This is a genomic window from Roseibium sp. SCP15, from assembly GCF_040329435.1.
In the GTDB taxonomy this organism is placed as follows: Bacteria; Pseudomonadota; Alphaproteobacteria; order Rhizobiales; family Stappiaceae; genus Roseibium.
On sequence record NZ_JBDZYI010000002.1, the window covers coordinates 1 to 22,761 of the forward strand.

21 protein-coding genes and 2 tRNA genes are annotated in these 22,761 nt (G+C 55.1%); 3 read left to right on the forward strand and 20 right to left on the reverse strand.

Translation table 11 applies throughout. The features are described 5' to 3' along the window. A partial coding sequence (locus ABLO27_RS07365) for a LamG-like jellyroll fold domain-containing protein (protein ID WP_353031747.1) occupies window positions 1-886 on the forward strand: 886 nt, incomplete at its 5' end. A gap of 211 nt (window positions 887-1,097) precedes the next feature. On the opposite strand, the gene ABLO27_RS07370 is transcribed toward ABLO27_RS07365, so the two are convergent. From ABLO27_RS07370 to ABLO27_RS07430, 13 genes are all read right to left on the reverse strand, one after another. After that, window positions 1,098-1,173, reverse strand: a tRNA-Phe gene (locus ABLO27_RS07370). Window positions 1,174-1,374: 201 nt separating this feature from the next. After that, window positions 1,375-4,362 (reverse strand): FecR domain-containing protein, encoded by a 2,988-nt coding sequence (locus ABLO27_RS07375; protein WP_353031748.1) that lies wholly within the window; start codon window positions 4,360-4,362, stop codon window positions 1,375-1,377. A gap of 13 nt (window positions 4,363-4,375) precedes the next feature. Beyond that, the gene (locus ABLO27_RS07380; RefSeq protein ID WP_353031749.1) at window positions 4,376-5,767 is read right to left on the reverse strand and encodes a tetratricopeptide repeat protein; all 1,392 of its coding nucleotides are present in this window, start codon (window positions 5,765-5,767) and stop codon (window positions 4,376-4,378) included. Window positions 5,768-5,946: 179 nt separating this feature from the next. Further along, window positions 5,947-7,557, reverse strand: coding sequence for a bifunctional metallophosphatase/5'-nucleotidase (locus tag ABLO27_RS07385; RefSeq protein ID WP_353031750.1), 1,611 nt, complete (start codon window positions 7,555-7,557; stop codon window positions 5,947-5,949). A 386-nt stretch (window positions 7,558-7,943) separates the two neighbouring features. Continuing rightward, a complete protein-coding gene (yacG, locus tag ABLO27_RS07390; protein WP_353031751.1) occupies window positions 7,944-8,144 on the reverse strand; it encodes a DNA gyrase inhibitor YacG in 201 nt (66 codons plus the stop codon). A 45-nt stretch (window positions 8,145-8,189) separates the two neighbouring features. Next, a complete protein-coding gene (locus ABLO27_RS07395) occupies window positions 8,190-8,816 on the reverse strand; it encodes a Maf-like protein (RefSeq protein ID WP_353031752.1) in 627 nt (208 codons plus the stop codon). 39 nt (window positions 8,817-8,855) lie between these two features. Further along, window positions 8,856-9,074 carry a translation initiation factor IF-1 gene (infA, locus tag ABLO27_RS07400; protein WP_006939340.1) on the reverse strand — a complete coding sequence of 73 codons (219 nt, stop codon included), beginning with the start codon at window positions 9,072-9,074 and terminating at the stop codon, window positions 8,856-8,858. 156 nt (window positions 9,075-9,230) lie between these two features. Then, a complete protein-coding gene (locus ABLO27_RS07405; protein ID WP_353031753.1) occupies window positions 9,231-9,794 on the reverse strand; it encodes a GNAT family N-acetyltransferase in 564 nt (187 codons plus the stop codon). A 24-nt stretch (window positions 9,795-9,818) separates the two neighbouring features. Further along, the gene (locus ABLO27_RS07410) at window positions 9,819-10,271 is read right to left on the reverse strand and encodes a low molecular weight phosphatase family protein (protein WP_353031754.1); all 453 of its coding nucleotides are present in this window, start codon (window positions 10,269-10,271) and stop codon (window positions 9,819-9,821) included. A gap of 5 nt (window positions 10,272-10,276) precedes the next feature. Continuing rightward, on the reverse strand, window positions 10,277-10,780 hold the full coding sequence (locus tag ABLO27_RS07415; RefSeq protein ID WP_353031756.1) for a UPF0262 family protein: 504 nt from the start codon (window positions 10,778-10,780) through the stop codon (window positions 10,277-10,279). 25 nt (window positions 10,781-10,805) lie between these two features. Further along, complete coding sequence (hisD, locus tag ABLO27_RS07420; RefSeq protein WP_353031758.1) at window positions 10,806-12,101, reverse strand: histidinol dehydrogenase; 1,296 nt, start codon at window positions 12,099-12,101, stop codon at window positions 10,806-10,808. A gap of 53 nt (window positions 12,102-12,154) precedes the next feature. Beyond that, the gene (locus tag ABLO27_RS07425; protein WP_353031759.1) at window positions 12,155-12,592 is read right to left on the reverse strand and encodes a DUF2948 family protein; all 438 of its coding nucleotides are present in this window, start codon (window positions 12,590-12,592) and stop codon (window positions 12,155-12,157) included. 481 nt (window positions 12,593-13,073) lie between these two features. After that, the gene (locus tag ABLO27_RS07430; RefSeq protein WP_353031760.1) at window positions 13,074-13,286 is read right to left on the reverse strand and encodes a hypothetical protein; all 213 of its coding nucleotides are present in this window, start codon (window positions 13,284-13,286) and stop codon (window positions 13,074-13,076) included. Window positions 13,287-13,438: 152 nt separating this feature from the next. On the opposite strand from ABLO27_RS07430, the gene ABLO27_RS07435 reads away from it, so the two are divergent. After that, the gene (locus tag ABLO27_RS07435) at window positions 13,439-13,918 is read left to right on the forward strand and encodes a DUF3124 domain-containing protein (RefSeq protein ID WP_353031761.1); all 480 of its coding nucleotides are present in this window, start codon (window positions 13,439-13,441) and stop codon (window positions 13,916-13,918) included. A 32-nt stretch (window positions 13,919-13,950) separates the two neighbouring features. On the opposite strand, the gene murA is transcribed toward ABLO27_RS07435, so the two are convergent. Next, window positions 13,951-15,240: a UDP-N-acetylglucosamine 1-carboxyvinyltransferase gene (gene murA / locus ABLO27_RS07440; RefSeq protein WP_353031762.1), complete on the reverse strand. Its 1,290-nt coding sequence runs from the start codon at window positions 15,238-15,240 to the stop codon at window positions 13,951-13,953. A gap of 181 nt (window positions 15,241-15,421) precedes the next feature. Continuing rightward, entirely contained in the window at window positions 15,422-15,601 is a 180-nt protein-coding gene (locus ABLO27_RS07445) for a hypothetical protein (protein ID WP_353031763.1), read from the reverse strand. A gap of 454 nt (window positions 15,602-16,055) precedes the next feature. Here ABLO27_RS07445 and ABLO27_RS07450 point away from each other — a divergent pair. Then, window positions 16,056-16,130 (forward strand) — tRNA-Thr (locus ABLO27_RS07450). 85 nt (window positions 16,131-16,215) lie between these two features. Here the strand turns inward: ABLO27_RS07450 and ABLO27_RS07455 are convergent. The 5 genes from ABLO27_RS07455 to ABLO27_RS07475 form a co-directional block, all read right to left on the reverse strand. Next, window positions 16,216-17,370 carry a hypothetical protein gene (locus tag ABLO27_RS07455; protein ID WP_353031764.1) on the reverse strand — a complete coding sequence of 385 codons (1,155 nt, stop codon included), beginning with the start codon at window positions 17,368-17,370 and terminating at the stop codon, window positions 16,216-16,218. 304 nt (window positions 17,371-17,674) lie between these two features. Further along, complete coding sequence (locus ABLO27_RS07460; protein ID WP_353031765.1) at window positions 17,675-19,906, reverse strand: hypothetical protein; 2,232 nt, start codon at window positions 19,904-19,906, stop codon at window positions 17,675-17,677. A gap of 81 nt (window positions 19,907-19,987) precedes the next feature. Beyond that, window positions 19,988-20,479, reverse strand: a complete 492-nt coding sequence (locus ABLO27_RS07465; protein WP_353031766.1) for a hypothetical protein — start codon at window positions 20,477-20,479, stop codon at window positions 19,988-19,990. A gap of 1 nt (window position 20,480) precedes the next feature. Further along, window positions 20,481-20,873, reverse strand: a complete 393-nt coding sequence (locus ABLO27_RS07470; protein WP_353031768.1) for an SH3 domain-containing protein — start codon at window positions 20,871-20,873, stop codon at window positions 20,481-20,483. An 11-nt stretch (window positions 20,874-20,884) separates the two neighbouring features. Beyond that, a complete protein-coding gene (locus tag ABLO27_RS07475; protein ID WP_353031769.1) occupies window positions 20,885-22,609 on the reverse strand; it encodes a vWA domain-containing protein in 1,725 nt (574 codons plus the stop codon). Window positions 22,610-22,761 lie beyond the last annotated feature (152 nt).

A 22,761-nucleotide genomic window follows, 5' to 3' on the forward strand; every position in this document is an offset into this window, starting at 1 on the left:
CGTCATCGAGGGCCACACCACCAAGATCCGCTCCATCACCTATGGCGACAGCAATGGCGACGGTGTTGTCGACCACACCGTGATCAGCCTCTATTCCGACCAGGGCTCGGGAGGCGGTGCCCACAACAACGATGACCTGGGAACCATCACTGTCTATGGCGATCTCGTCACACAGACCGACATCTCCACCACCGCCAAACCGGCCTACGGCATCGTCCGCTCCATCTCAGATCTCCAGGAGGCCCTCAAGCCCATCGAGATGGGAGAAGAACGCGAGGACGTGCCGCCTCCAGCGGACCTGCCCTCGCAGGACGACCTCCCCCTGCCCGAAGGCATGACGCCAGTCTTTGCCATTGCCGGAGCCTTGCAACTGGAGAGAACCCGCGAGGGGCAAATCGCGATCTCTCATTCTGAAGACATGAAGATTGCGGAAGGCACCGTCGCGTTTTCGTTCAAGGCTGACCAGATCAGCGGCTACGATGCACTCTTTTCAAAAGATGCCAGCGGTTACGGATCCGGAGGCCATGTGACGGCCTGGGTCACTGAGAACGGGGATGTGAAGGTCCGCTTTCAGGACGAAGACAGTTCTCTTTGGCTGAAGGCGGAAGATGTGATCGAAGTTGGAACGGAGCACGAGTTCGCCCTGACATTCGGTGATGATGGCGTGTTCCTTTTCATCGATGGTGTCGAAGTTGCAGGAAGCGAAAACTTCCAGGCGGATTGGCTTGGAAACGAGGAATTCCTGATGATCGGCGCCAATGGATGGGGCAGCCCGTCCGGTGAAATCGGATGGACCAACGATCACTTCGACGGGACAATTTTCGACTTCAGAGTGCTGGATGACCAGCTTCAACTAGATCCGTCCGGCGACGAACTGTTCACCTAAACACCTTCAAGGGCACTCCCAGGAGTGCCCCCGACACACAACAATCAGGACCTCTCTTGCGCGGCAAGGGAGGTCTTGGGCACGCAATCGGAAACGAAGACAACTTGTCGAAAAAATCAGGACGAGATGCATTCTGAGGCGCTTGTTCTGAGCAACGCGCAGTCAACAAGACCAATGTTGGGCTAAATACTTCTCAAACGTGGGGAAAGAGTGGTGCCCAGAGGCGGAATCGAACCACCGACACGCGGATTTTCAATCCGCTGCTCTACCAACTGAGCTATCTGGGCTTGCTTTTTCGGTCCGAAGCGGCGCTCCGTTCGCTGAAAGCCCGGTCCTTATAGAGGCTCGTTTTGACCTTGTCCAGCACCCCGGCAAAGTTTTTTGCACTTCTTGGCGGCCCTAACTGGGGAAAACTTTTTGCCACATCAACTCACTGAAATTTATGATTTTTTCAGGTCGAATTTGTGTCTCCCCCAGCGAACAAAGTCCTACTGCTTCTCTCCGGCGACAATGCCATTGGCCGACCAGGAGCCGTCGGATGCATTGAAGTTTCCTATGACACCGTCATGATTGCCGCCAGGACCGCCGACAAACGACGTGTTCAGGTCACCAGTCAGGCTTCCGGTGCCGGACAATGTACCGGAGAACAGATTACCGTTTGCGATCGTCTGTTCATTGACGACACCACTCATCGTTCTGCCGTCGAAGTTCGAGATCGTTGCCGTGCCTGCGCGATCTGCAAAATTCACCGACATGTTGAAATCGCCGGCAGCCAGGTATTGCGCCCCGTTGTTGATCACGTTTCCAACCGCATGACCAGCGTAACTTGCGCTGCCCGAGTTTGGCAGGTTCACCGAATTGGTCACATCACCGGCGACCCAGGTTCCCAAGTGGAACTGATCGCGGCGCTGTTCGGAGGAAGTCAGGTTTCCATCCTTGTCGTCGTAGTCAAGAGAAGTTCCCCAATACCCCCACTCCAGAAATGCGCATGTACATGCGGTGGTTCCACCCAAAATGGCGTTGTCAGCCGACGTGTTTCCATCGGCGGATTTCACCAAGGTATGTGGCACAAAATAGGTATTCGGATTGTTGTCTGGGTCGTGTTCGACTTTCTCGCCGTCATCGGTGATCAGATAAGTTGCTGATCGATCTCGAGAATTCCGTGCAGCATAGGTGTCGTCATCAATAAATGCTGCACGCCACGTACCCGAGCCATCCTGGTCGTAGCCAAAGCGGACGGTTATGGAGTCGACATCTGCATCCTGACCGTTCGTGTCGCGAACAGTCAGTGATCCGCCGAGGGAATGCTCGGAACTGTCAAACGTAACGGAAAAATCCGAGGGACCGGTGCTGGAGTAGCCGACAGGTCCGACGCCGTAATCATAATAGTTCACAGTGCTTTCAAGAACGCCTGCCGCATAACCGGTCAAAGTCCGATCCGTCCTTGAGAGCGAGCTGACGGTTGTCGAAACACTCTCATCGAGCGAGCCAACGTGGATCGTGCCCGACAATGTATCGGGACGATCAACACCGGACGGTCGATCTATGTAGCTGTCACCATATGGTGAATCTCCTTCAGGGCCGGAGAAATCCGCTCCGAACACAAAGCTCTGGGCATTTGAGCCGAAAAAATCGCCGCCAGTTGGACCGGTAAACGTATCGATACCACCGCCATAAAGGGCGGCGGTCTGGCTGGCCGCCATTCGATGACTACCCCGTCGCCCGGTACCCATTGCTCCGTACTGATTGCTGTCGTCCAGATATACGTCACCAACGGCGAGCGATATGAAGGACTTCTGCGAAGATCCGGTGCCGTCGATGTAAAATGACGCAGCCAGAAAATGCGCCTGATCCAGAGTGTCTGGCGCATTTTCAATCAGGAGAAGATCGGTTGACCCGACATTTGACAGGAACCCCGTCCCAAGCTCTTGCGCAACAAGTGGATTGAGAAACAGCGCCTGGGTCGTGAAGGGTGTAAAACTGCCGTCATTGCCTTCCGTTCCGAGCTGAAACATCGTGGTCGGATCGGTCGACAAGGTATAGCGCCGCACCTCCGTAGGGTCGGATGCGTTTCCGAAATTGTCGAAATCCGTTCCGACCCCGTAAAAACCGACAATCAAATCCTCGATATCAAAGGATGGAGCTCCTCCCGGTGTAACGTTCGGAAGATGAGCAAATGCAACAAAATTCTCATTGTATTGCTGAGCGCCCCAAGCGTAGCTCGTTACATTGCCGTCCTTTGCAGGATCGACGGATGGAACGACCGGCACAATGCTGGAATTACCTTCCTGAACAACGTTGCCCGCGTCGGTATAGGCTTGGGAATAGTAATAGGTGCCATCGCCCTCAAAAACGAACTGCGCAACCTTGTTACCCTCGATGGTCGCCTGGACAAGGCTGGTTGCGCTACCGGATGTGACATTCAGGAAACTGAAAGCAACCGTTGTGTTGAGCCCTGTGCTGCCACCCAGAAGCCCCTGAGCACCTGGAGCGGTCACAACACGGCTAGAATCCCAGACCGGTGCAAATGTCGAACCTGCAATCAGTACGCGCACATCAACCGTCTGCTCAACGTCGTCGCTTCCGCCGTCATCGGTGATCTCATCTTCGATTATCGTGACGGTTTGCTCTTCAGTGACTTTCTGCACCTGAACCAGCGTGTCTTCCGTCTCGATTAACGGCGTTGACTGCACCGCCTGCGGCTTGGGCGGCGGTGCTGTGATGATCTGCCCCAGATCAGAGTTGATGCGTGAAAAGCCTGAGCCCGCCACCCTCTGGTTTGTAGGCGGGGATGAGGACCCTCCGGTCTGCCCGGGCTTACTGGAAATCGCACCTTGAACCGTCGTCAAATCACCACTTGTTGTCCGTCGAACGCCCGTTCCGCCTCCACCTACTTCAAGGGAGTATCCCGCCTGATAGACCCGCTTCGACGTTCCGTCATTGCCGGTAAATGTGAGCTCGTCGCCAAAAACAAGCGAAATCACCGGCTTGGGAGCTGCAAGGTTGATGTTGGTGATGGCGCCACGAATGCCGATGGTGCCAACTGGCGTCTTGACGGTCACACCACCCTTTTTCTTGCTCAGTTTGCCGCCGACAAAGCGGGCGACCCCCTTGCTGAACGACGCGACCAGCTTTCCGCTGCCGCCGTCAGGATCGTAAACGAATTCATCGATAACCAGATCGGAATTCGGGCCGACGGTGAACGAAGACCCGTCATTCAGAAGGATCTGAACAAGACCTGTTCCCGACGTTTCGATCCGTTCGTCATAAAAGACGTTGTCGCCAATCAACTTGGCCTTGCGAACGGTACCGGGAGAGGCTCCGAATGCTTCCGTGTTCACCGCAGCAGCCGATCCTACGGTCGTCGAGGCCTGCGCATCCAAGTTGCCCAGCGGCAGAAGTCCGATCGCAACAGAGGTCATGAGCACGCTTGCCAGAGGCAAATTGAAGGCGGCGAAATGTGTGGTTTTCTGCATCTTCTCCTCCCCTTCAGAACGTCTTCATCACTGAAAACATCGCAGACGCGTTGTTATAGGTGCTCAAGTCGTAGTTGGAATACTGACGGCGGAATTCGCCGGTAAGACCCACTGAGAAATCGTATTTGAGCGGAACGTTCAGTGCACCACGAACCCAGCCTTCGTGATCGAACTGGCTGTTCTGAGCGTCAATCAGCGGATCCGGCTCAGCATATTCCCGGAAAATATAGCCTGCTTCCACATCAACCGACCACAATGAAGGCAACTGCTTGACCGGCGAGCGGAACCGGTAGGTCGCGCCAACACCGCCGCCAACTTCCCAGCTTTGCTGCGAATTGACCTTTGCCTCCTCGAAATCGGCCAAAGCCAACACACGGGCACGCAGGGCTTTCGTCACCTGTCGCGAAACAGTGGACGCAAATCTCAGGTAGGCGCCGTTGCGATCGGAAACTGTTGGGTACTCGGCTGTGTCATTGTACCAGCGGTTCCGCCATTCGACCTTTGCATTCACCTGGGTCAGGATATCGGGTTGGGCAACAATCCTGGCACCAAGACCCAATGCACCATTGTAGTTGGCGTGATTGAGCCGAACACCTGAAGCAATCCCGTAAAGACCGAGCTGAACGCTATCAATGTTGAACCGCGCCAGGTTGAAGGAAGGACCAAATGTGGCCTCTGCCAGGCCGGTGTCCAACCGAACAAGATCCGCATATCGCGCGGCATAAAACACCAGGTCGGCTTCAAGAAGGTCGCCTTGTGTGCCAAGGTCGTAAGAGCCGTACGCACGACCGGCGATAAAACCATTATAGTCTGACTGGCCAGTTGCGGTGTCATCCAGAATGAAATCGCGGCCGTTGAGTGATACGCGCCGGCCACCAGGAGCCGCGTTGGCGTTGGACTGGTATCTGGCACCTGCAATCAAGGCTGCCCGGAACTGCGTCGGCTGGGCTTTGGCATTGATTGCGGCCAGATAGGTCTCGACCTTTGACTGCACTTCTGGAGGAACGTTCGGAGACTCGAGACTTGACTGAAAATAGTATCTGGCGGTCTCCAGCGACCCCAGTCGATAGTAAAGAACCCCCAACTCAAGCTGAATTCGCGGCAAGTCGGGCGCAAAAATCAACATTCGTTCGAACGTTGAAATTGCTGCTTCGTAGTCCTCCAGCATGACTGAAACCGTTGCGTACTCGAATGCAACGTCAAGATCAGCCGGACGCTCCAGCATTATGGTCAGCAAAGATGCCTGGCGCGCAAGCAATGCTTCGCGCCCTGTTTCAGCACTTGCCGTCGGATCAGATGTTTGTGCAAAGGATGGCAGCCCCACCATTAAAGGAGCAGCAACCAGAAGAGAACAGGAGAAGAATAGCCTTCTCCCGATGTGAACAAGCCCACGCGCCCACGCCATACTCAACAACCCTACCAGCAACATAAAATAGAAAAATATAGGGCTACCTACCAAATTTATCGAAAATTGTCCACTTTGAGTTACGCTACGTAATTATTTCTCTACAAATGAAACATATTTGACACAAAAAAAGCGCGCCGCAGAGCGACGCGCTTTTCCGATGGTATTTGCGACCGATCTTATTGCTCGGTAATCCGACCGTCCGTAAACGGGGTGTAGCCGTTGCGCTCGGCGATGTAGTCCGCGACCACAACCTCAAGACCCGGGCCATAGTCGTAGGCGTTCATGCCTTTTTCTGCGAACACCTTGTAGCCGTCGCCGCCGCCACGCATGTAGTTGTTGGACACGACGCCATAGACCTTTTCCGGATCGATGGGCACCCATTTACCGTCTTCCATGACTTCTACAACCAGTACCCGGCCTTCGCCCGGCGCTTTCTTGCGAGTCCAGGAGAACTTGAGACCGGCAACCTGCGGGAAACGACCCTTGCCTTCTTCGACCTGGGAAACGCCGTTCTCAAGCGCTGCAATCACGTCTGCGCCTTTCAGCTGGAATGTTGCGAGTGTGTTCTGGAACGGCAGAACCGTCAGAACTTCGCCCATGGTAACTTCACCGTCATCAATCGATGCACGCAGGCCACCACCATTCTGGATGGCAATCTGAACACCTTGATCCTTGACGCGATCCAGCATTGCGTCAGCCACCAGGTTGCCCATCTGGCATTCGCCGGAGCGGCAGGAACCACGATCTCCGTCGATCGGAGCCTTCGATGCGCCGATGACCTTTGCCTTCAGCTCCTCGATCGGCGCCGCAAGCTCAGCTACGCGGGCAAGGAAAGCCTCATCCGGCGTAACAGAAGCATCGAGAAGGATCGGTTCGCCCTGAGCTTTGATAAGGTTGCCGTCGTCGTCCCAGGTAACGTCGAGCTCACCGAGAAACTTGCCGTATGCATAAGCCTGAACGATCGGCACATCCTTGCCTTCAGGATTTTTGACGATCACCGGATACGGGCCTTCCGCACGTTCCTGAGTGTTCGACAGCAAGGTGTGCGAATGTCCGCCCACAATAACGTCGATGCCAGGAACGGCTGCGGCGATTTCCTTGTCGCGCGGCAAACCCATGTGGGTTACGGCGACAATCTTGTTCACACCAGCAGCTTCCAGCCCTTCGACAGCACCTTTCAGGTAGTCCTCGGCCTGAATGAAACGAACATTCTCACCCGGCGACGACGTATCGACCGTGTCCTCGGCAAGCGCCGAGATTATGCCGATCTTTTCACCGCCCTTTTCAACGATCAGGACACCTGGAACCTTACCCTTCAGCGCCGGCTCGGCGTTCACTTCGATGTTGCCGGACAGAATCGGGAACTCGGCCTTGTCGATGAAATTCGCGAGGGCGGCCGGGCCGTCATCGAATTCATGGTTGCCGACCGCCATGACATCAATGTCCATTCCGTTCAGAAACTCGACGGCGGCTTCGCCCTTGTAGGTCGTGTAGAACAACGATCCCTGGAACTGGTCGCCGGCATCAACGACAAGAACGTTTTTGCCTTCACCATCCAGGGCGGCACGCCGCTCATCCAGCTTGGACTTGATCCGGGCAATACCACCAAAGCACTTGCCTTCGGTTTCCGATTCAGCATCGCAGGTAGAATCGTACTTGTTGATCGACTCGATACGGGAATGCAGATCATTGAGATGCAAGATCGTCAGCGAATAATCAGCATAGGCTGCCGTCGACAGTGCCGTGCTCAACGACAACACTGCTGCGCTCAGAAAACGTTTGTTCATCGGACCCTCGCCCTTTGGATTGGTTGTTATGACCGGACCGGAGCATACATGCCCGGACGCAGCCTTCCCGGTCGTCTTTGAGACCCCACCCCATCAACACTAGGTACACAGACCAATCCGCTTTCAACCGGATTTGCCAGAGGCCGGGGCCGCCGGTATAGGCTGATCTTGGTGCAGTTTTATGACAGCCGCAAGAGCTGAAGGGTGCCTTTTTGAAAAAAATTTTGCTGGGTAAATATTTTTGCAGCAGATCTCAAAACTCCCGGATATCCCGGACTTATGTGCAGGCCAAGCCACACCAAACAGCTCAAGGACACGGTCCAAGCCACTTGAAACTACTCGATTTTTTCGTGGATTTGCCCAGATCGCCGAAACGGCGAAAACGATCATTCGTCGGGTAAATTGTTCTCGTCTATGTCGTCCGTCTCGACAACCGGGATCGTATAGCCTTCGGAGAACCATCGATTGAGATCGATCTTGGCACAACGGTCGGAGCAGAAGGGATAGTCTTCCTGGGTCGACAGTTTGGAACAGATCGGACAGGGACGCATTCGGCGCACAGCTTTTTCGCCTTTCTGATCAGACATCTCCATCCTCCCTTGTCGTTGTCGGAAGCGTTCAGCGGCCACGAGTTAAGCGGCCGCAGTTGCCCAGCTCTTGTGTACCGGATATCCGGCGGCATCCAGCAAATTGGCTGTCTCGACGAGAGGCAGGCCGACAACAGCCGGATAGGATCCGGTCAGTTTGACGACGAAGCTTCCGGCCAGTCCTTGAATGGCGTAACCACCAGCCTTGCCGCGCCACTCGCCTGAGGAGATATAGTCGTCCATGTCCTTGCGAGACAGGCGTTTGAAGCGGACTCGTGTTTCCACCAGCTTGGAACGCACCTTTCCGTTGGGTTCAGCGACGGCAATGCCGGTAAAGACGCGGTGCCCACGGCCCGACAAGAGAGACAGGCACATCAGCGCCTGATCGGTCAGTTCCGCCTTCGGCAGCGCCCGGCGGCCAACAGCAACAACCGTATCTGCTGCAAGCACGATACTTTCACCAAGCTCCTGCGAAGCGTCGGCGGCTTGTCGCACAGCCTCTGCTTTTGCACGGGCAAGCCTGAGCGCGAGGCTGCGAGGCGTCTCGTGCTTCTTCGGGCTCTCGTCGATATCGGCGGGCATGAGATGATCAGGCTCCAGCCCGATTTGCTGCAACAGCGCAAGGCGGCGCGGCGAAGCGGAAGCCAGGATCAACTGAGGGGCATTCGTCATGAAAGCGCTAGCCTAGCAACAGGAAACACCTGGAACCGCTTACTTGAAGCGGTAGGTGATCCGCCCCTTGGTGAGATCGTATGGGGTCATTTCAACAAGAACCTTGTCCCCAGCGAGAACGCGGATACGGTTCTTGCGCATACGCCCTGCGGTATGGGCGATGATTTCGTGATCATTTTCAAGTTTTACGCGGAACGTCGCATTCGGCAACAGTTCTGTTACGACGCCCGGAAACTCCAGAGCTTCTTCTTTGGCCATTTGATATCCTGATTAAAGCGGACCTTGCCCGCGGGTGCCGGGAAACTAACGGATTAGGGTTGGAATGTGAACCTTTCTTTGCGACGCAATTCAAAGAAAGCTGCATGAAGCTGCTTAAATTTCTAAAAGATTTACAATTCGCTGTGGCGAGTCGTATCAAGTGACTGTCAATTGCCGCCATTCGCGCTGAAGAATCGCGTAGTAGAATTCCTCATCCCAGCCTCCCTTGAACAGAGCATGCTCCTTGAAATGCGCTTCTCGGCGCATTCCCAAACGCTCCATCAAGCGCCAGGAGGGAACATTGCGCGCATCACATCTTGCAAACACCCTATGCAGATCGAATGTCTCGAACCCGAGTTTGAGCATCACGTTTGCAGCTTCGGTCGCGTAGCCCTTGCCCTGAAATGCCGGATTGAAGGTGTATCCGACGGTACCCTGACGCGCAGTGGCGTCCGTTATCTTGAAAAAGACGTCCCCAATCAATTCGCCAGATTTCTTCAAGATGACTGCGAGCTGCAGCTCCCCTTCCCCATCGATCTGGTTGTGCGTCGTCCATTTCTTTACCTCGCCGCGCACCGCTTCCTCGCTTCTGGGTTCCCAGAATTGATACTTCGCCACCTCTTCCAGAGAGTGATAGGCCTGAATGGAGGGAGCATCGCTCTCAGTCACGGGACGCAGCAACAACCGACCGCTGACTATCGGGTAGATCAATTTGGACATTGAATATGCCTTGAAAATGCAAAGTTACAGGCTTGCCTGAGGGGTCCAGTCGAGTCGCTTCTTGATCCGCATCATCAACTGATCACGCACAGCGCGGTACTCATTCAGAATCTGTTCGCGGCTGCCAGTCGCCAGCGTCGGATCAAGCGTTGGCCAATATTCCACATCCACCGCATCCGTACGCGTCAATTCAAGGGCCTTATGGTGTGCTTCCGGCGCAAGCGTGACGACGAGATCAAAACCGGACTCTTCGAGATCGTCAAAAGTCTTGGGATGATGCTTGCTCATGTCTACACCGATTTCGGACATGACGGCATCAACGAATGGATCGACCTTGCCGTGGCGAACGCCCGCCGAGCGTACGTAGATCTGGCCAGGAAACAGCTTCTGGGTCAACGCTTCGGCCATGGGAGAGCGCACGGAGTTCATTCCGCATGCAAACAATACCGCAGTCGGACGAAGGCCCGGCCCGGTCATACCGATCAGCCCTTCCAGTGCAGGGCGTAAACGAGAGTGAACAGCCGCCGTGCTGTCTGCATATCCACGTCGATCTTGCCCTCCAAACGCTCCATCAAAACGGCCGAACCTTCGTTATGAACCCCACGCCGCCCCATATCGATGGCTTCGATCTGGCTGGGCGTGGCGTGCCTGATCGCCTCGTAGTAGCTTTCGCAAATCAGGTCATAGTCCTTGACGATCTTTCGCAACGGCGAAAGCGACAGGACATGCGTAACCACGTCCTGCTCGTCTTCCGTCTTGATCCGCAAAACCAGCTTTTTCTCGACCACTGCGAGGTTCAGCACATACTTCGCGACCGGATGACCGACCGGCTGAAACCTGTTTTCCTCGATCAGATCGTAAATGGCGACTGCACGATCGTGCTCCACTTCCGGGGTCGAGCGCGCGATGGAGGCCTCGTCCAAAACGACATCTACCAGCTTTCCGCCGGCTGCTTGCGGTTCGGTATCTGGTTGCGGGTCGCTCATGCCATCGAAGCCTCTTCGAATCCGGTTACATGTTCAGCCTGATGGAAACAGAGCGCGCGTGCGCCGACAAGCCCTCCGATTCACCAAGTGTGATTGCCGCCGGTCCAAGTGCTCGCAAATTGTCGGGATTGCACTTCAGTATGGACGTGCGCTTGACGAACTCAAGGACCGAAAGACCGGAGGAGAACCGGGCAGAACGGGCCGTCGGCAAGACGTGATTCGAGCCGCCGACATAATCTCCGATTGCTTCCGGCGTGTAATGCCCCAGAAACACGGCTCCGGCGTTCCGGACTTTTTTCAGCAACGCCTCCGGATCGGCAACCGCCAGTTCCAGGTGCTCAGGCGCAATCCGGTTTGCAAGCGGCATGGCCGCTTCCAGATCATCGACAAGAATGATAGCACCGAAGTCCTGCCAGCTGGCACGGGCAACTTCTTCCCTCGGCAGCGTCTTGAGTTGAACTTCGACCGCCTTTTCCACCTGCTCGGCCAGATCGGCACTATCGGTAATCAGGATGGATTGAGCCGCCGTATCATGTTCGGCCTGCGCCAGCAGATCAGCTGCCAGCCAGTCGGGATTGTTGCCCTCATCGGCAACGATCAGGACTTCTGACGGCCCTGCGATCATATCGATGCCAACCGTGCCGAATACCCGGCGCTTGGCGGCGGCTACAAAGGCGTTGCCGGGTCCGACAATCTTGGCGACCGGCGCAATCGTTTCCGTGCCATATGCCAACGCCGCAACGGCCTGAGCCCCGCCGATGCGGTAGATCTCATTCACGCCCGCAACCTTGGCCGCTGCCAGAACGAGCGGATTCAAAACACCATCCGGGCTTGGAACCACCATGACGATGCGTTCCACACCGGCAACTTTCGCCGGAACGACATTCATCAGAACCGAGCTAGGATAGCTGGCAAGGCCTCCCGGAACGTAAACGCCAACGGCCTCAACCGCGGTCCAGAGCGATCCGAGCTCAACCCCGATCGGGTCGGTGTAACGATCGTCCTGCGGCATCTGCCGGGAATGATGCGCCAGAATACGGTCATGCGCGAGCTGAAGCGCCTCGAGCGTTTCAGCGGGAACCTGCTGCAAGGCCGTTTCGATTTCCTCGGTCGAAACGCTCAACTCTTCCATGCTGCTGGCATCGAGACGGTCGAATTTCGCGGTGTATTCCAGCACCGCCTTGTCACCCTCCACCTGCACCTTATGCAGGATGTCGCGAACAATATGGTCGACATCCTCGGACACTTCACGTTTACCAGCCAGAAGCGCCTTGAACTTCGCTTCAAAATCCGCGTCCGTTTTCGTCAGGCGTAGAACCACGCAATTCTCCATTGGTTTCGGTGTCAGGTACCGCAAGTTCAGGTCATCGTTGATCAGCTGAGGTCGTGATGAGGCAGGTTCGGCGTGGACCATGCGGCACCGAGATCCGACAATTGCGCCTCAATGCATTCCACATCGAGCGCAAGACTTGCTCCGCCCGCAAATGCCAATTCAATGCGGCCCGCAGGCTCCTCCCCAGGCTCGAACGTGACGGCCAACAGTTCCAGCACCACGCCTTTTGCATCTTGACGAATGTTTTGTGCTTTCATGCCGGTCACACCGGCAAATGCCAGGGCCGAGCGGCGGCGCTCGTGTTCCTTTGAGCGTTTGTCGGCTTCCTTGTCCCAGACGAAGCGGTTTACAACAAAGACCGCCTTCTTTTCCTTTGGCAAATAGCGAATATCTGCAACGGTCAGGACAGCATCCTGAAGATGGGCGGAAAGAACCTGAAGATCTTCCTGGTCAAGGGCGGCGAGTTTCAGCTGATCCATGGTGGTCGAATTCTGATCCGGTTAGTCGTTTTTCGGCAAACCGCATATAGGTCGGGTCTGCCCATGTCCCAAGGCTGATGACCTAAAACGGAAAGCTGCATTTGGCAATGTCGAATGCAGCCAAACCGACTTTCCGGGTGTCTTTCGTCGCCTCTTTGCCTTTCGGCAACGAACCTTCCTCCATTTCCGCAGGCAGGCGCCGCAGATTGCAGCTCCCTCACGAGATAAGCAGCGCCGATGCCAGAAAAGCCAACTCCGAATGATGAAAGTGATGTCACTACCCGGTCGCTCCGCTTTCAAACACCCAGGAAAGCCACCAACATGCTGCGGCTGTTGTTTTGGATTGCGTGGACCTGACATACAGACTTTCGAGCAGGACTGTGCTGAATGGCAAGAGGAACCAAAAGACCAGCTCCCTTCGCGTGTGTCCCGTTCCGACCCGAGAGTTGAGAGGGCACATATTCCCTCTCCCACGACCAATTCAGGGTCCATCGTCCACGCGCTGGCGCAAATCAGCCTTGACTTCATCAAGTGTCGCAATCTTCTGAAACACGCGCCTTCCGAGCCAGAGGCCAAATACAAGCAAGAAAAACCCCAATGAGGGACCGTAAGGGGCCGGCACGAAAATGACTGCCGCCATTGCCACAAGAGCAAATGCCACCTGTATCAAAAAGCGGATCGTTTGAGCCCCCATTGGACTTGCTTCCCCTCAAAAGACTTACGTTACTTACGATCCAGCCTCCCGCTTCCCGTTTCAAGTCTCTTTTGGTCCCACTTGCATTCACGCACCGTATTTTGGAAAGTTTCGAGAATTGCTGAGCTCAAATTCACGCATCAGGGGGCTAAATGCTCAAGAAACTCACCGTCATGGCCGTTTTGGCAGCCGTCCTCACAACACCGGTCGCCGGCGCCCAGGACCTGCTGCAAAAAGCCCTAGGAGAAACCATCTACGTGCCGGCTTACTCTCGGATCTTTTCTTATCCGAACCGTTCCGATCTGCTTGCTGCGACACTTGCCGTTCACAACGTCGACCAGGAAACCGCCATTACGCTGACGCGTGTCGACTATCACGGCGAGAATGGCGAGCTTTTGCGCAAGATTCTGGAAAGCCCGGTTGAGCTGGCACCCTTGCAGTCCAAAACCGTGCTGATCCCGATCAATGATACGTCAGGTGGTGTCGGCTCAAACTTTCTGGTTGTGTGGACGTCTGCTGCCCCTGCCCTCAGTCCGATCACCGAATCCATCATGACCAGCGGCAGCGGCGGGCCGGGCCCGTCATTCACTTCACGTGGACGGGTCGTCTCGCGTCAGATGCCTGCAGATTGATTGGCGCGCGGCAGCCGAACTGCCGCCTGCGTTCAACCGGAAATGCGTTCGATCCGCGCACCGCAGCGCGTGAGCTTGTCTTCAAGACGCTCGAAGCCGCGATCCAGATGATAGACCCGACTGACAGTGGTTTCACCTTCTGCGGCCAATCCGGCGATCACCAGAGAAACCGATGCACGAAGGTCCGTTGCCATCACCGGTGCGCCACGCAGCGTTGAGACGCCGTCAACGGTCGCCGTACGGCCATCCACGTGGATCTGAGCGCCAAGGCGGGCCAGCTCCTGCACGTGCATGAAACGGTTCTCAAAGATGGTCTCGGTAATCCGGCTGGCACCACCTGCTTTTGTCATGAGTGCCATGAACTGCGCCTGCAGGTCGGTGGGAAATCCGGGGAAAGGTTCGGTCGTCACATCAACGGGCTGAATGCCATTTCCATTTCGATAGACCTTGATGCCTTCTTCCGTCTGCGTGATGTCGGCTCCGGTCTGGCGCAAGGTGTCGAGTGCATTTTCCAACAGATCGGTCCGGGCGCCCTGCAGCAGAACATCGCCACCGGTCATAGCAACCGCCATGGCATAGGTGCCCGTCTCGATGCGGTCAGGGACAACCGCATGATGAGCACCATGGAGCCGTGGCACACCCTGAATGCGAATTACCGGTGTTCCCTCGCCCTCAATTCTCGCCCCCATGGCCTTGAGGCATTTAGCCAGGTCGACCACTTCCGGCTCGCGGGCGGCGTTGACGATCTCGGTTTCACCCTTGGCCAGCGTTGCGGCCATCATGATGGTGTGCGTGGCACCAACAGAGACTTTCGGAAACTCGACTCGGGCACCCTTGAGACCGCCTGGTGCCTTGACGACCACATAGCCGCCCTCGATTTCAATATCCGCACCAAGAGCTGCCAGGCCATCGATGAAGAAGTCGACCGGGCGGGTGCCGATGGCGCAGCCTCCGGGCAACGAAACACGGGCTTCGTGCATCCGGGCAACCAACGGACCAATGACCCAGAAGCTGGCGCGCATTTTCGAAACAAGTTCATAGGGAGCGGTCGTATCAACAATCTCACGCGCCGTGAGGTTCAGGGTCTGACCGGCAAGGTCATCCTGACCGCTACGCTTGCCGTTTACCGAATAGTCGACGCCATGGTTGGAAAGAATCTGCATCAGCTGCGCCACGTCGCGCAGGCGCGGAACGTTTGACAATGTCAGGGTTTCGTCTGTCAGCAGCGATGCAATCATCAACGGCAGCGTCGCATTCTTGGCCCCGGAAATCGGGATTATTCCGTTCAGCTCCGCACCGCCAACGACTTTAATACTATCCATATGAAACCCCGAACCCGTTGCCCGCATCCTGGCCGCGATCTCGCGCGGCACCAACTTCAATAAATCTCACATCAGACGAGCGATCTACACGCTCCTTATGACCCATGCAAGGCACGCAAATGCTCACAATCGGGCATTCTCAAGGCAATTGCCCAATCGGCCTCGTACATACCAGATAGGGCTAACCGTCCTTGCGCGACTTGGCCGCACTTTTGCGTCGGCGCAAATTTGCCCGCAGTGCTTCCGCCAACCGCTCTTCCTTGGTCGGTTTTTTCTCACGGGTGGCAATCTTGCTACCAGAACCGGCCTCGCCTTCCTGTCCAGCGGCAACGGGTTGCTCTTGCTTGTCTTTTTCGCTCATCTGCGTTCTTCAACCATATTTTTCACGCTCTGTTTAGCAAGCTTGCAAGCCGCAGCAAAGCCCACAAGTTGATACTTACCAACGCCTCGTCATTCACCAGGCCAATCGACAAACCACAAACTGGTCGAATGGAACTTTCCCATCCTGTCGCCCCCCTGCCCGTGCTCGGATCAAGCGCCTCAAGCAATATCCACAGGCGCGACACAAATCCGGATTTTGGTCAAAATCCGCAAGGATCACGGCATTTGCCGCCTCAGTCTTGCCCGGCGAGAATCGCTTCGCGAAAAAAATCCAAATCACTTCTTGCGTCCCGAAAGCTCTTGTGGCAAAAGCCCCATCAATCCGGTCGGCACCGCTGATCGGCACCAGCATTCGCGTCCCGAAACGAACAGTTCTACATTGTTTTTTTCAGAACGCAGGGCGCGCCAAAGCACCGGCGCACAGCCCACCAGATGCTGCCGTAGCTCAGGGGTAGAGCACTCCCTTGGTAAGGGAGAGGTCGAGAGTTCAAATCTCTCCGGCAGCACCATCAAACTTTTCATACTTAATGTTGCGAATTCAACCTCTTAGGCTGAAAACATTAGTGCAGATCTCATACTCTCAACGCAATCCGCTCAGAAGGCAAAGTCCGGGTCTGTGATCTGAAGGTCATAAAGGTTCTCTTGAAGAACCTCCGAAGAGTGAAACTCTTCCCCGTTGACGAACTCAAAGTGCTCAACGTTTTCAGCATCAAAGGCCTCAAAGGTGCTACCTTCTTCTGACGCACCTTTGGGCTCTGGAGAGCTTGAGAAGTCAAAAGCGAAGGATTGCTCGCCGCTGTCGAACTTAATCTTTTCTGATGCGCCGCTGCTGCCTGCTTCCTGTTCCTGCTGCTCTTTCAGTTCCCGCTCCGCCTTTTCGAGGCGCTCACGCTCCTTGTCGAGACGCTCATCGATCTCACCCAGGCGCTTTTTGAGTTCTTCGGAGACCCCCTTGCTGTTTTCAGCATCGATCTCCTCCAAAACTCTTTGTTCCTCTGCTTCGATTTCTTCGATCAGCTTTTTGATTTCCTCGATCTTTTCCTCTGGGGTGAGCTCCGACCAATCTTTGGGTTCGGACTTTCTGCCTTCGCCATTAAGATCGAATTCGAGACGTCCTTTGAGAAATTCAACGTGAGCCTTGCCGCCTGAGAGCCCGAGTTTTGCCGCCTGTTCGCCCAGAGCCGTCATTGCCTCTTCATTGATTTTACCTTCACCGTCATCATTTCTGACGACCTGGTAGGCAACTTCGTTGACTTTGAAATTCCCAGTCGGAAAGTCCGGATTCACTCCCTGACCGTGACCAGGGTCCAATGTGATCTTTCCGTCACGTTTCATCCAGCCGCCGGTAACGGCGAGCCCGAACATCTCGTGGGCTTCCACGTCCGTGTCGCCGGTAATTTCAACCTGAATTGTCTTTGTGTAGATGTAATCAACAACGGTAATGGTTTCACCGGACTCGTCTTCGAACGTTTCTTCGACCTTCTCGAACTTGTCTTTGTTTTTGTCGAAGCTGATTGAACCGGCAAGGCTGCTGGTCATTGCAACACCAGCTTTCGGATCGGCGATTAGCTTGAGCCCATCTGAACCATCCATTCCCTTGTCGAGCAGCCGGAGGTTCAAAAGCGCGCTGTCGCCATTTCCGTTGCCTTCATGATCAAAAATATTCTTTGCTGTGATTGTGAAAGTGAAAACGGTCTTGCCGCTATTGCCTTCATCCTTGACGTAATCGTTTGCAGTAATAGAAATCATTGCCCGAGCCTTATTCTCAATCAGAAAATTGAGCATCAGATAACAAGGTCCGGATTTCTTCTATGTGCTTCAAATCACAAACGTAACTTCCTCAACCAGCAACTGTAAATCCTGTGTTCCAGGACACATTCCGGCACCGCAGGTGGACATTGCGTCGTTCGGGCGACGCGGCCGAGTTGTGCATCAGGCGCCACGCCGCCACCTTGGTTTGCACTCGGTTGAACGTGCCCAAAATGGCCCGACGCGAACGCGGACAAGCAGTACTTCAACGTGTTGAAGGACAGTTCAGGAATGCTTTGGAGGGTTACCCCCCATTGCGGTCCTTGTAAATCTTCCTGGCTTCGGTGCAGCTCTTGACGCCTTTTGCCGCGACTGATTTGGGAACCCAACATTCAACAACAGTCGACGAAACTTGCAACTGGCACTTCACCAACTTGGACCCGGTCTCTTTCTTGGTGCACCAATATGGAATTGTCACAGGTTCCTTCACTTTAACGAGAACGTATTCTTCTGCCTCATCAGGGACCGGAATGGTGGTGTCTGAGCCAGAACCGGTTGTGGCCGAGCCTGGGTCCGCGATTTCCTGATCCGTCCCGACAACGACATCTATGACAAGCGTCTTTGCGGACTGGTTGGTGTCAGGTTCCGCGCAGTCTTCATGATTGTCGGACTGCGTTGTCGGCTGCGTGTCCGCACCTGATCCGGCATCAGTGGATTGCCGGCTGCACATATTCAGATTGCAGTCGTCCAACCGTCCCAACACTTCGTTGAACTTTTGGCGGTCCTGAGAAATCTGCCGATCGAGTTCATCGAACTTCGCGTGCATCTGTTCGATCCGCTCGATCTCATCTCCCAATGTTCTCGTCCGGGTCGTCAAGCGGCGGATCTGCGATCCGAGCTCTGAAAGGTCGGTCTGGTGATCTTCCGTAACCTTTGCCCAACTTCCAAACAAGCCAGAGCTGTTCTGCGCGTTGTATTGATCCTGCAGTTCCTCCGCCTCTTTCAGCGCGGCTCGTCTCGCGATCTTGAGTTGAGCAAGCTCGTCGCCGCTTACTTTCAGAGCGTCCCGGCGCGCTTCACCGAGCGCGATCCGTGCGACAAGCGCGTTGGCCTCACCGGCAAAAATACGGCACTTCGAACAGAGAGCCTCGAAGCCGCTGGAAGACGTGTCAATCGAGACAGTCTTTTCACCTTCCGAGAAAACAGGATCGACGCTGCCGCCGGTCAGATTTGTGGAGAGGGAACGGGTAACGGCTGCAAGGGTCGGCCTAAGCCGTTTTTGAGCCTGTGCGTACATAAGATTGCCATTCCGGGAGGGGATCTCCGGCAACTGGAGCATATCCAATGATGCGAAGTTTTCCCTGCAGCTTTCGAAGGCGCATTGGCGCAAGCCGCTCGACAGTGAATTCAACCTGTCTTTCAGTTGGGCAGCTTGACGCGCCCGTTTGCGCACCAGATCCCTCTCTTCGATAAGCGCCAGGTGCCTGTCGCCACTCCTGGCTGCCAGGTCTCTCAGGTGCTGAACCTTCTTTCTGAATTCTTTCAGATAAGGTTCGGAGTAATAGGTCTGGACCACTCTGGCGACAATCTGTGCTGTTGCGAGTTGCGCGGCGCGTTTGGAGGCGAGTTGGCTCTCCTTGCTCAACTTGGTCGCTGTCACCTGCGCTGCGTCCAGGCTCTTCTGAACCGTGGCCTTGAGATGTTGCGGCGTGTCGCGAAGAACGTTCTTTCTGTAACTCGCAATTTCATTGAAAACTTCATCGGCAGAATCGGCTTTTGCAACTTCCGCCATTGCCGTGCGCATGAGGTTGACGGCGTCGGAAAGATTGCTTTTGTGCCTGTCCAGGGCTTTTTCAAAGCTCTTCGAAGTTCCCAGCTGACCACCCGTCCAGGCAATGAAGGCGTTTTCATAGCCTTTCTTGAGATCTATTAGCTTGTGTTTCTGGTCATCGGGAACGTTGACATACCGTACGGATTCTATGTGCTGATCAATTCCGTAGGTGGCATCCGCAATTCGATTGATTATGGAATTGGCGTCCTTGAGCAATTCCCATACGGCGTCCGGATTGCTCAAGTCAGGGCTCAGGGCAAATGATGCAATGCCGTTGAGCTCGGTCACAGCCCCCAGCAGTTGATCTGTTGTATGCGTGATGCTCGATGCGATCCGGGCCCCTTCCAAGGCAGCCGCATGCAAGTCGCTGTTTGCAATCGCATCATCTATGCCACGGCTCAGGGCGGCATCTTCCGCATTCAAGGTTTGAACGTACTGATCCAGCAACCGATCCAGGTTGATGACATCGCGCAGAACATGCATCCGGCTTTCGCAGACCGGCTTCTCTCCGCAAGATCGATCGTTTTCGCAGGAGGTATTCAGTCCCTCGATCCTGGGCACCATTGCTTCAATGGCTTCGATATGCGTGTCCAGCTGGTTCTTGCCGGAAGCAAAGACATCGGAGGTTACTGAAAAGACCAACGGCACCTGAAGGAACGCGCACAGGATCAAATGCAGTTGTTTGACTTTCAGCCTGGAGAACATGATTTCTTCCAATCAATTCGGAATAAAAATCTGACCATATCGTTGGCAGGAAAAGCCGACCGAGCGACGATGGGTGACTGCTCAATTCAACTCGATCAATTGCCCGGTGAAATATTCGAGCCTGACAAGTGGGCTGGCGGTATCGGCCCTGAAGAGTTCGAAAACCGGTCCGGCATTTCCTTCCGAAGGGATAACCTTGAGCGTTTCAAAATCGGTCTCATGAGGCCCGAGAATATCGAGGCCTTGCTGCGACAGTGTCACCAGCATCAGCTGCTCGCCCTGACTTGCACCGCCTTGCCAGACCTTGAAGACATAAACCGTTTCAGGACCATCGTAGGCATCAACCTTCAAGGTTTCCTGCAAGGTGACGCTCTGCATCTGCGAAAAACGGCTAAGGCTTATCTCACCGACTTGCACAATTGGCGGTGTGTCAACGAGATCGCCGCTTTCCTGCTCAACCGTAACCCGGTCCGACCAGGTGAGAGCCGGTTGTTCTGCAGCCAGTGCAAGTGAATGCGCGAACAACAGGCTTACCAGCAGAATGCCTGAGCGAATGACAGTCATACCAACCATATCACCCCGCCAGAAACTCGATCCAGTTTTCATGTACCCAGCCCTTCTTGCCGCGATGGGGGACTGGACGGTCATGATCTACGGCACTGCAGTTCATATCGTAACCGACGCCATAAACGATACCGATCCAGTTTCCCTTCTGCTCGAACAGCCAGACGATGTCCTCGTTATGGATTTCATCGAGCTTCCGGAAGTTCGTTCCCGGCCCGGACCGGACGGCCAGAAAGCCGTCGCCATCCTTCTTCAGCCCTGCGACTTTTCCAAGAGCGCAAGTGTCCAGGTCGTCGCTGGCAATCTCCATGACTGGAACGTCCAAATCGCTTGCCCCGGCGGGGCTCAGAGCAATTGCTGTTGCCGACACCATCAGGACGGAAGCAACGGAAAACGTCTTCATATTGCCGGTCCTCATGGAATGGTGATGTTGAGTTCGCTGGTATGGCCGGTGGTCAGTTCAAAAGGCTTGGTGACAATGACCTCTCCCTTGTTGCTGATCCGGAAGAAGTACATTCCGGGAGGAACGACGCCCAAGCCCTTGGCGTTGATTTCAAAATCCAGTTTTCCGGCACTTTTGCCATCGTCCCCCGCTTTGTGGAGCTCAAGGCCAAAACCGGAAAAGCCCGAGTTGGTCGTGATGGCGTATTTGAACGGGGCAACATCCATGCTGATTGCCGGATCTGACTTATCTCCCGCTGCAACGGTGATCGGGACGATCTTCGAAACCGCTCCCAGTCCGTTGTCGTAGGCAATCTTGAGGAAGTAATCTCCCGGCTGAACGGACATGTACTCGTTCAGCTCGCCGAGCTTGCTTGCCAGGGCTCCGTTTGTGCCGGTGGCCTTTTGAGCAGCGGCCTCCGTTTCAAAGATACCGTAGGACATGCGGCCCCGGACAACTTTTCCGCCTTCATACAGGGAGACCTGCGGGCGGATGGAGCCGAAACGTAGATCGAACGTGTAGTTGGTTGTCTCGCCAGGGCGAATTTCAATCTCGGCCTTGCCCTTCAGATTTTCATGATCGGCCGTCACCAGATAACGTCCCGCCGGCAACCATGTGTCCTCGTTCGAGATAGCACTATCAGCAATGGCGTTCGTTTGAGGCTGTCCATCGATGATCGGATAGAACCGATAGAAAATCGGGTTGGCAGCGACATTCCTGTCCTCTGTGGCAAAGGCGTAGAGCTGGGCCGAACCACCATTGAGATCAAAGGCTCCGACCTGCTGGCCATCCTCACCTATCGTGACTTGCCCCTCCCGCACGAGCGGGCTGGAGTGATACTGCACTTTGACATCATAGGTCCCGGGGGGGAGCTGCTTCTCGTCGGAATAAATCACTCCAAGCTGATCGTGAAGAACGGTATCTCCGTCACGCACCGTCCAGCGAATGTCGTGATTTTCGCTTTCGCAGGTTTCGCAAAGTTTGGCGTAGAGAAGCAGAGAAGGTTCCGGCTTGGCAGGCTGGGCAACGGGAACAGGCTCCGGTGCGGGAGGAGTAGAATTGACGGCGTGAACAGTCTCTTTCAAGGCATCCTTCAGCTCGTTTGCATTGTTGGCCCTGAAAAACTTGCCGCCGGTCTCTGTGGCAATGCACTGCAAGCTTTTGAATTCTTCTTCCGTCACATCGAAGCCGATGACATGGACCGAGAAATCCGGGTTCAGCTCTTCAAGAGAGCGCGCCTGTTCGCAAGGATCTGCTTCGCAGGTTTCGATGCCATCGCTGACGAGAACGACAGAATTCCTGCCCTGGAAGTACTGAACGCTCACAGCCGCCAAAAGTAGGCTTTCGGTGATGGGCGTCTTTCCGCGCGGAGAGATGGATTGCACCTTGTCGATCAGGTATGGGCGATTGACTCGCCCCGGCATGGCCACAACCTCAATATCGGCGCAGTCGCCTTTTCGGCGGTGACCATAAACCATCAACCCCATGTCGGTGCTGTCATCCCAGTTGGTGATGAGATCGGTCATCAAGTCCTTGGCGATCGAAATCTTCGGTTCGCCGTCGACACGGCCCCACATGCTGTTGGATCCGTCCAGGATCATCATCACCTGGCTTTTCTGCTCGACACCGGCTTCCTGCGCCTTTGCTGCTCCGAGCAACAACAAAGGCGTAATCAAAGTGGCCAATCTGAAAATCATTAAATTCCCCAACCCAAAGACGAACGATGCAATCAAATTCCCGAAAACTCATCAGGAAGTCTGACCCAGGTCAACCAGAGTCGAGAGCAAATGGCTGTGATCGGCGTCACGCGCAGATTGAAAAAACTGCCAATGTCAGGATCAGCAGTCCT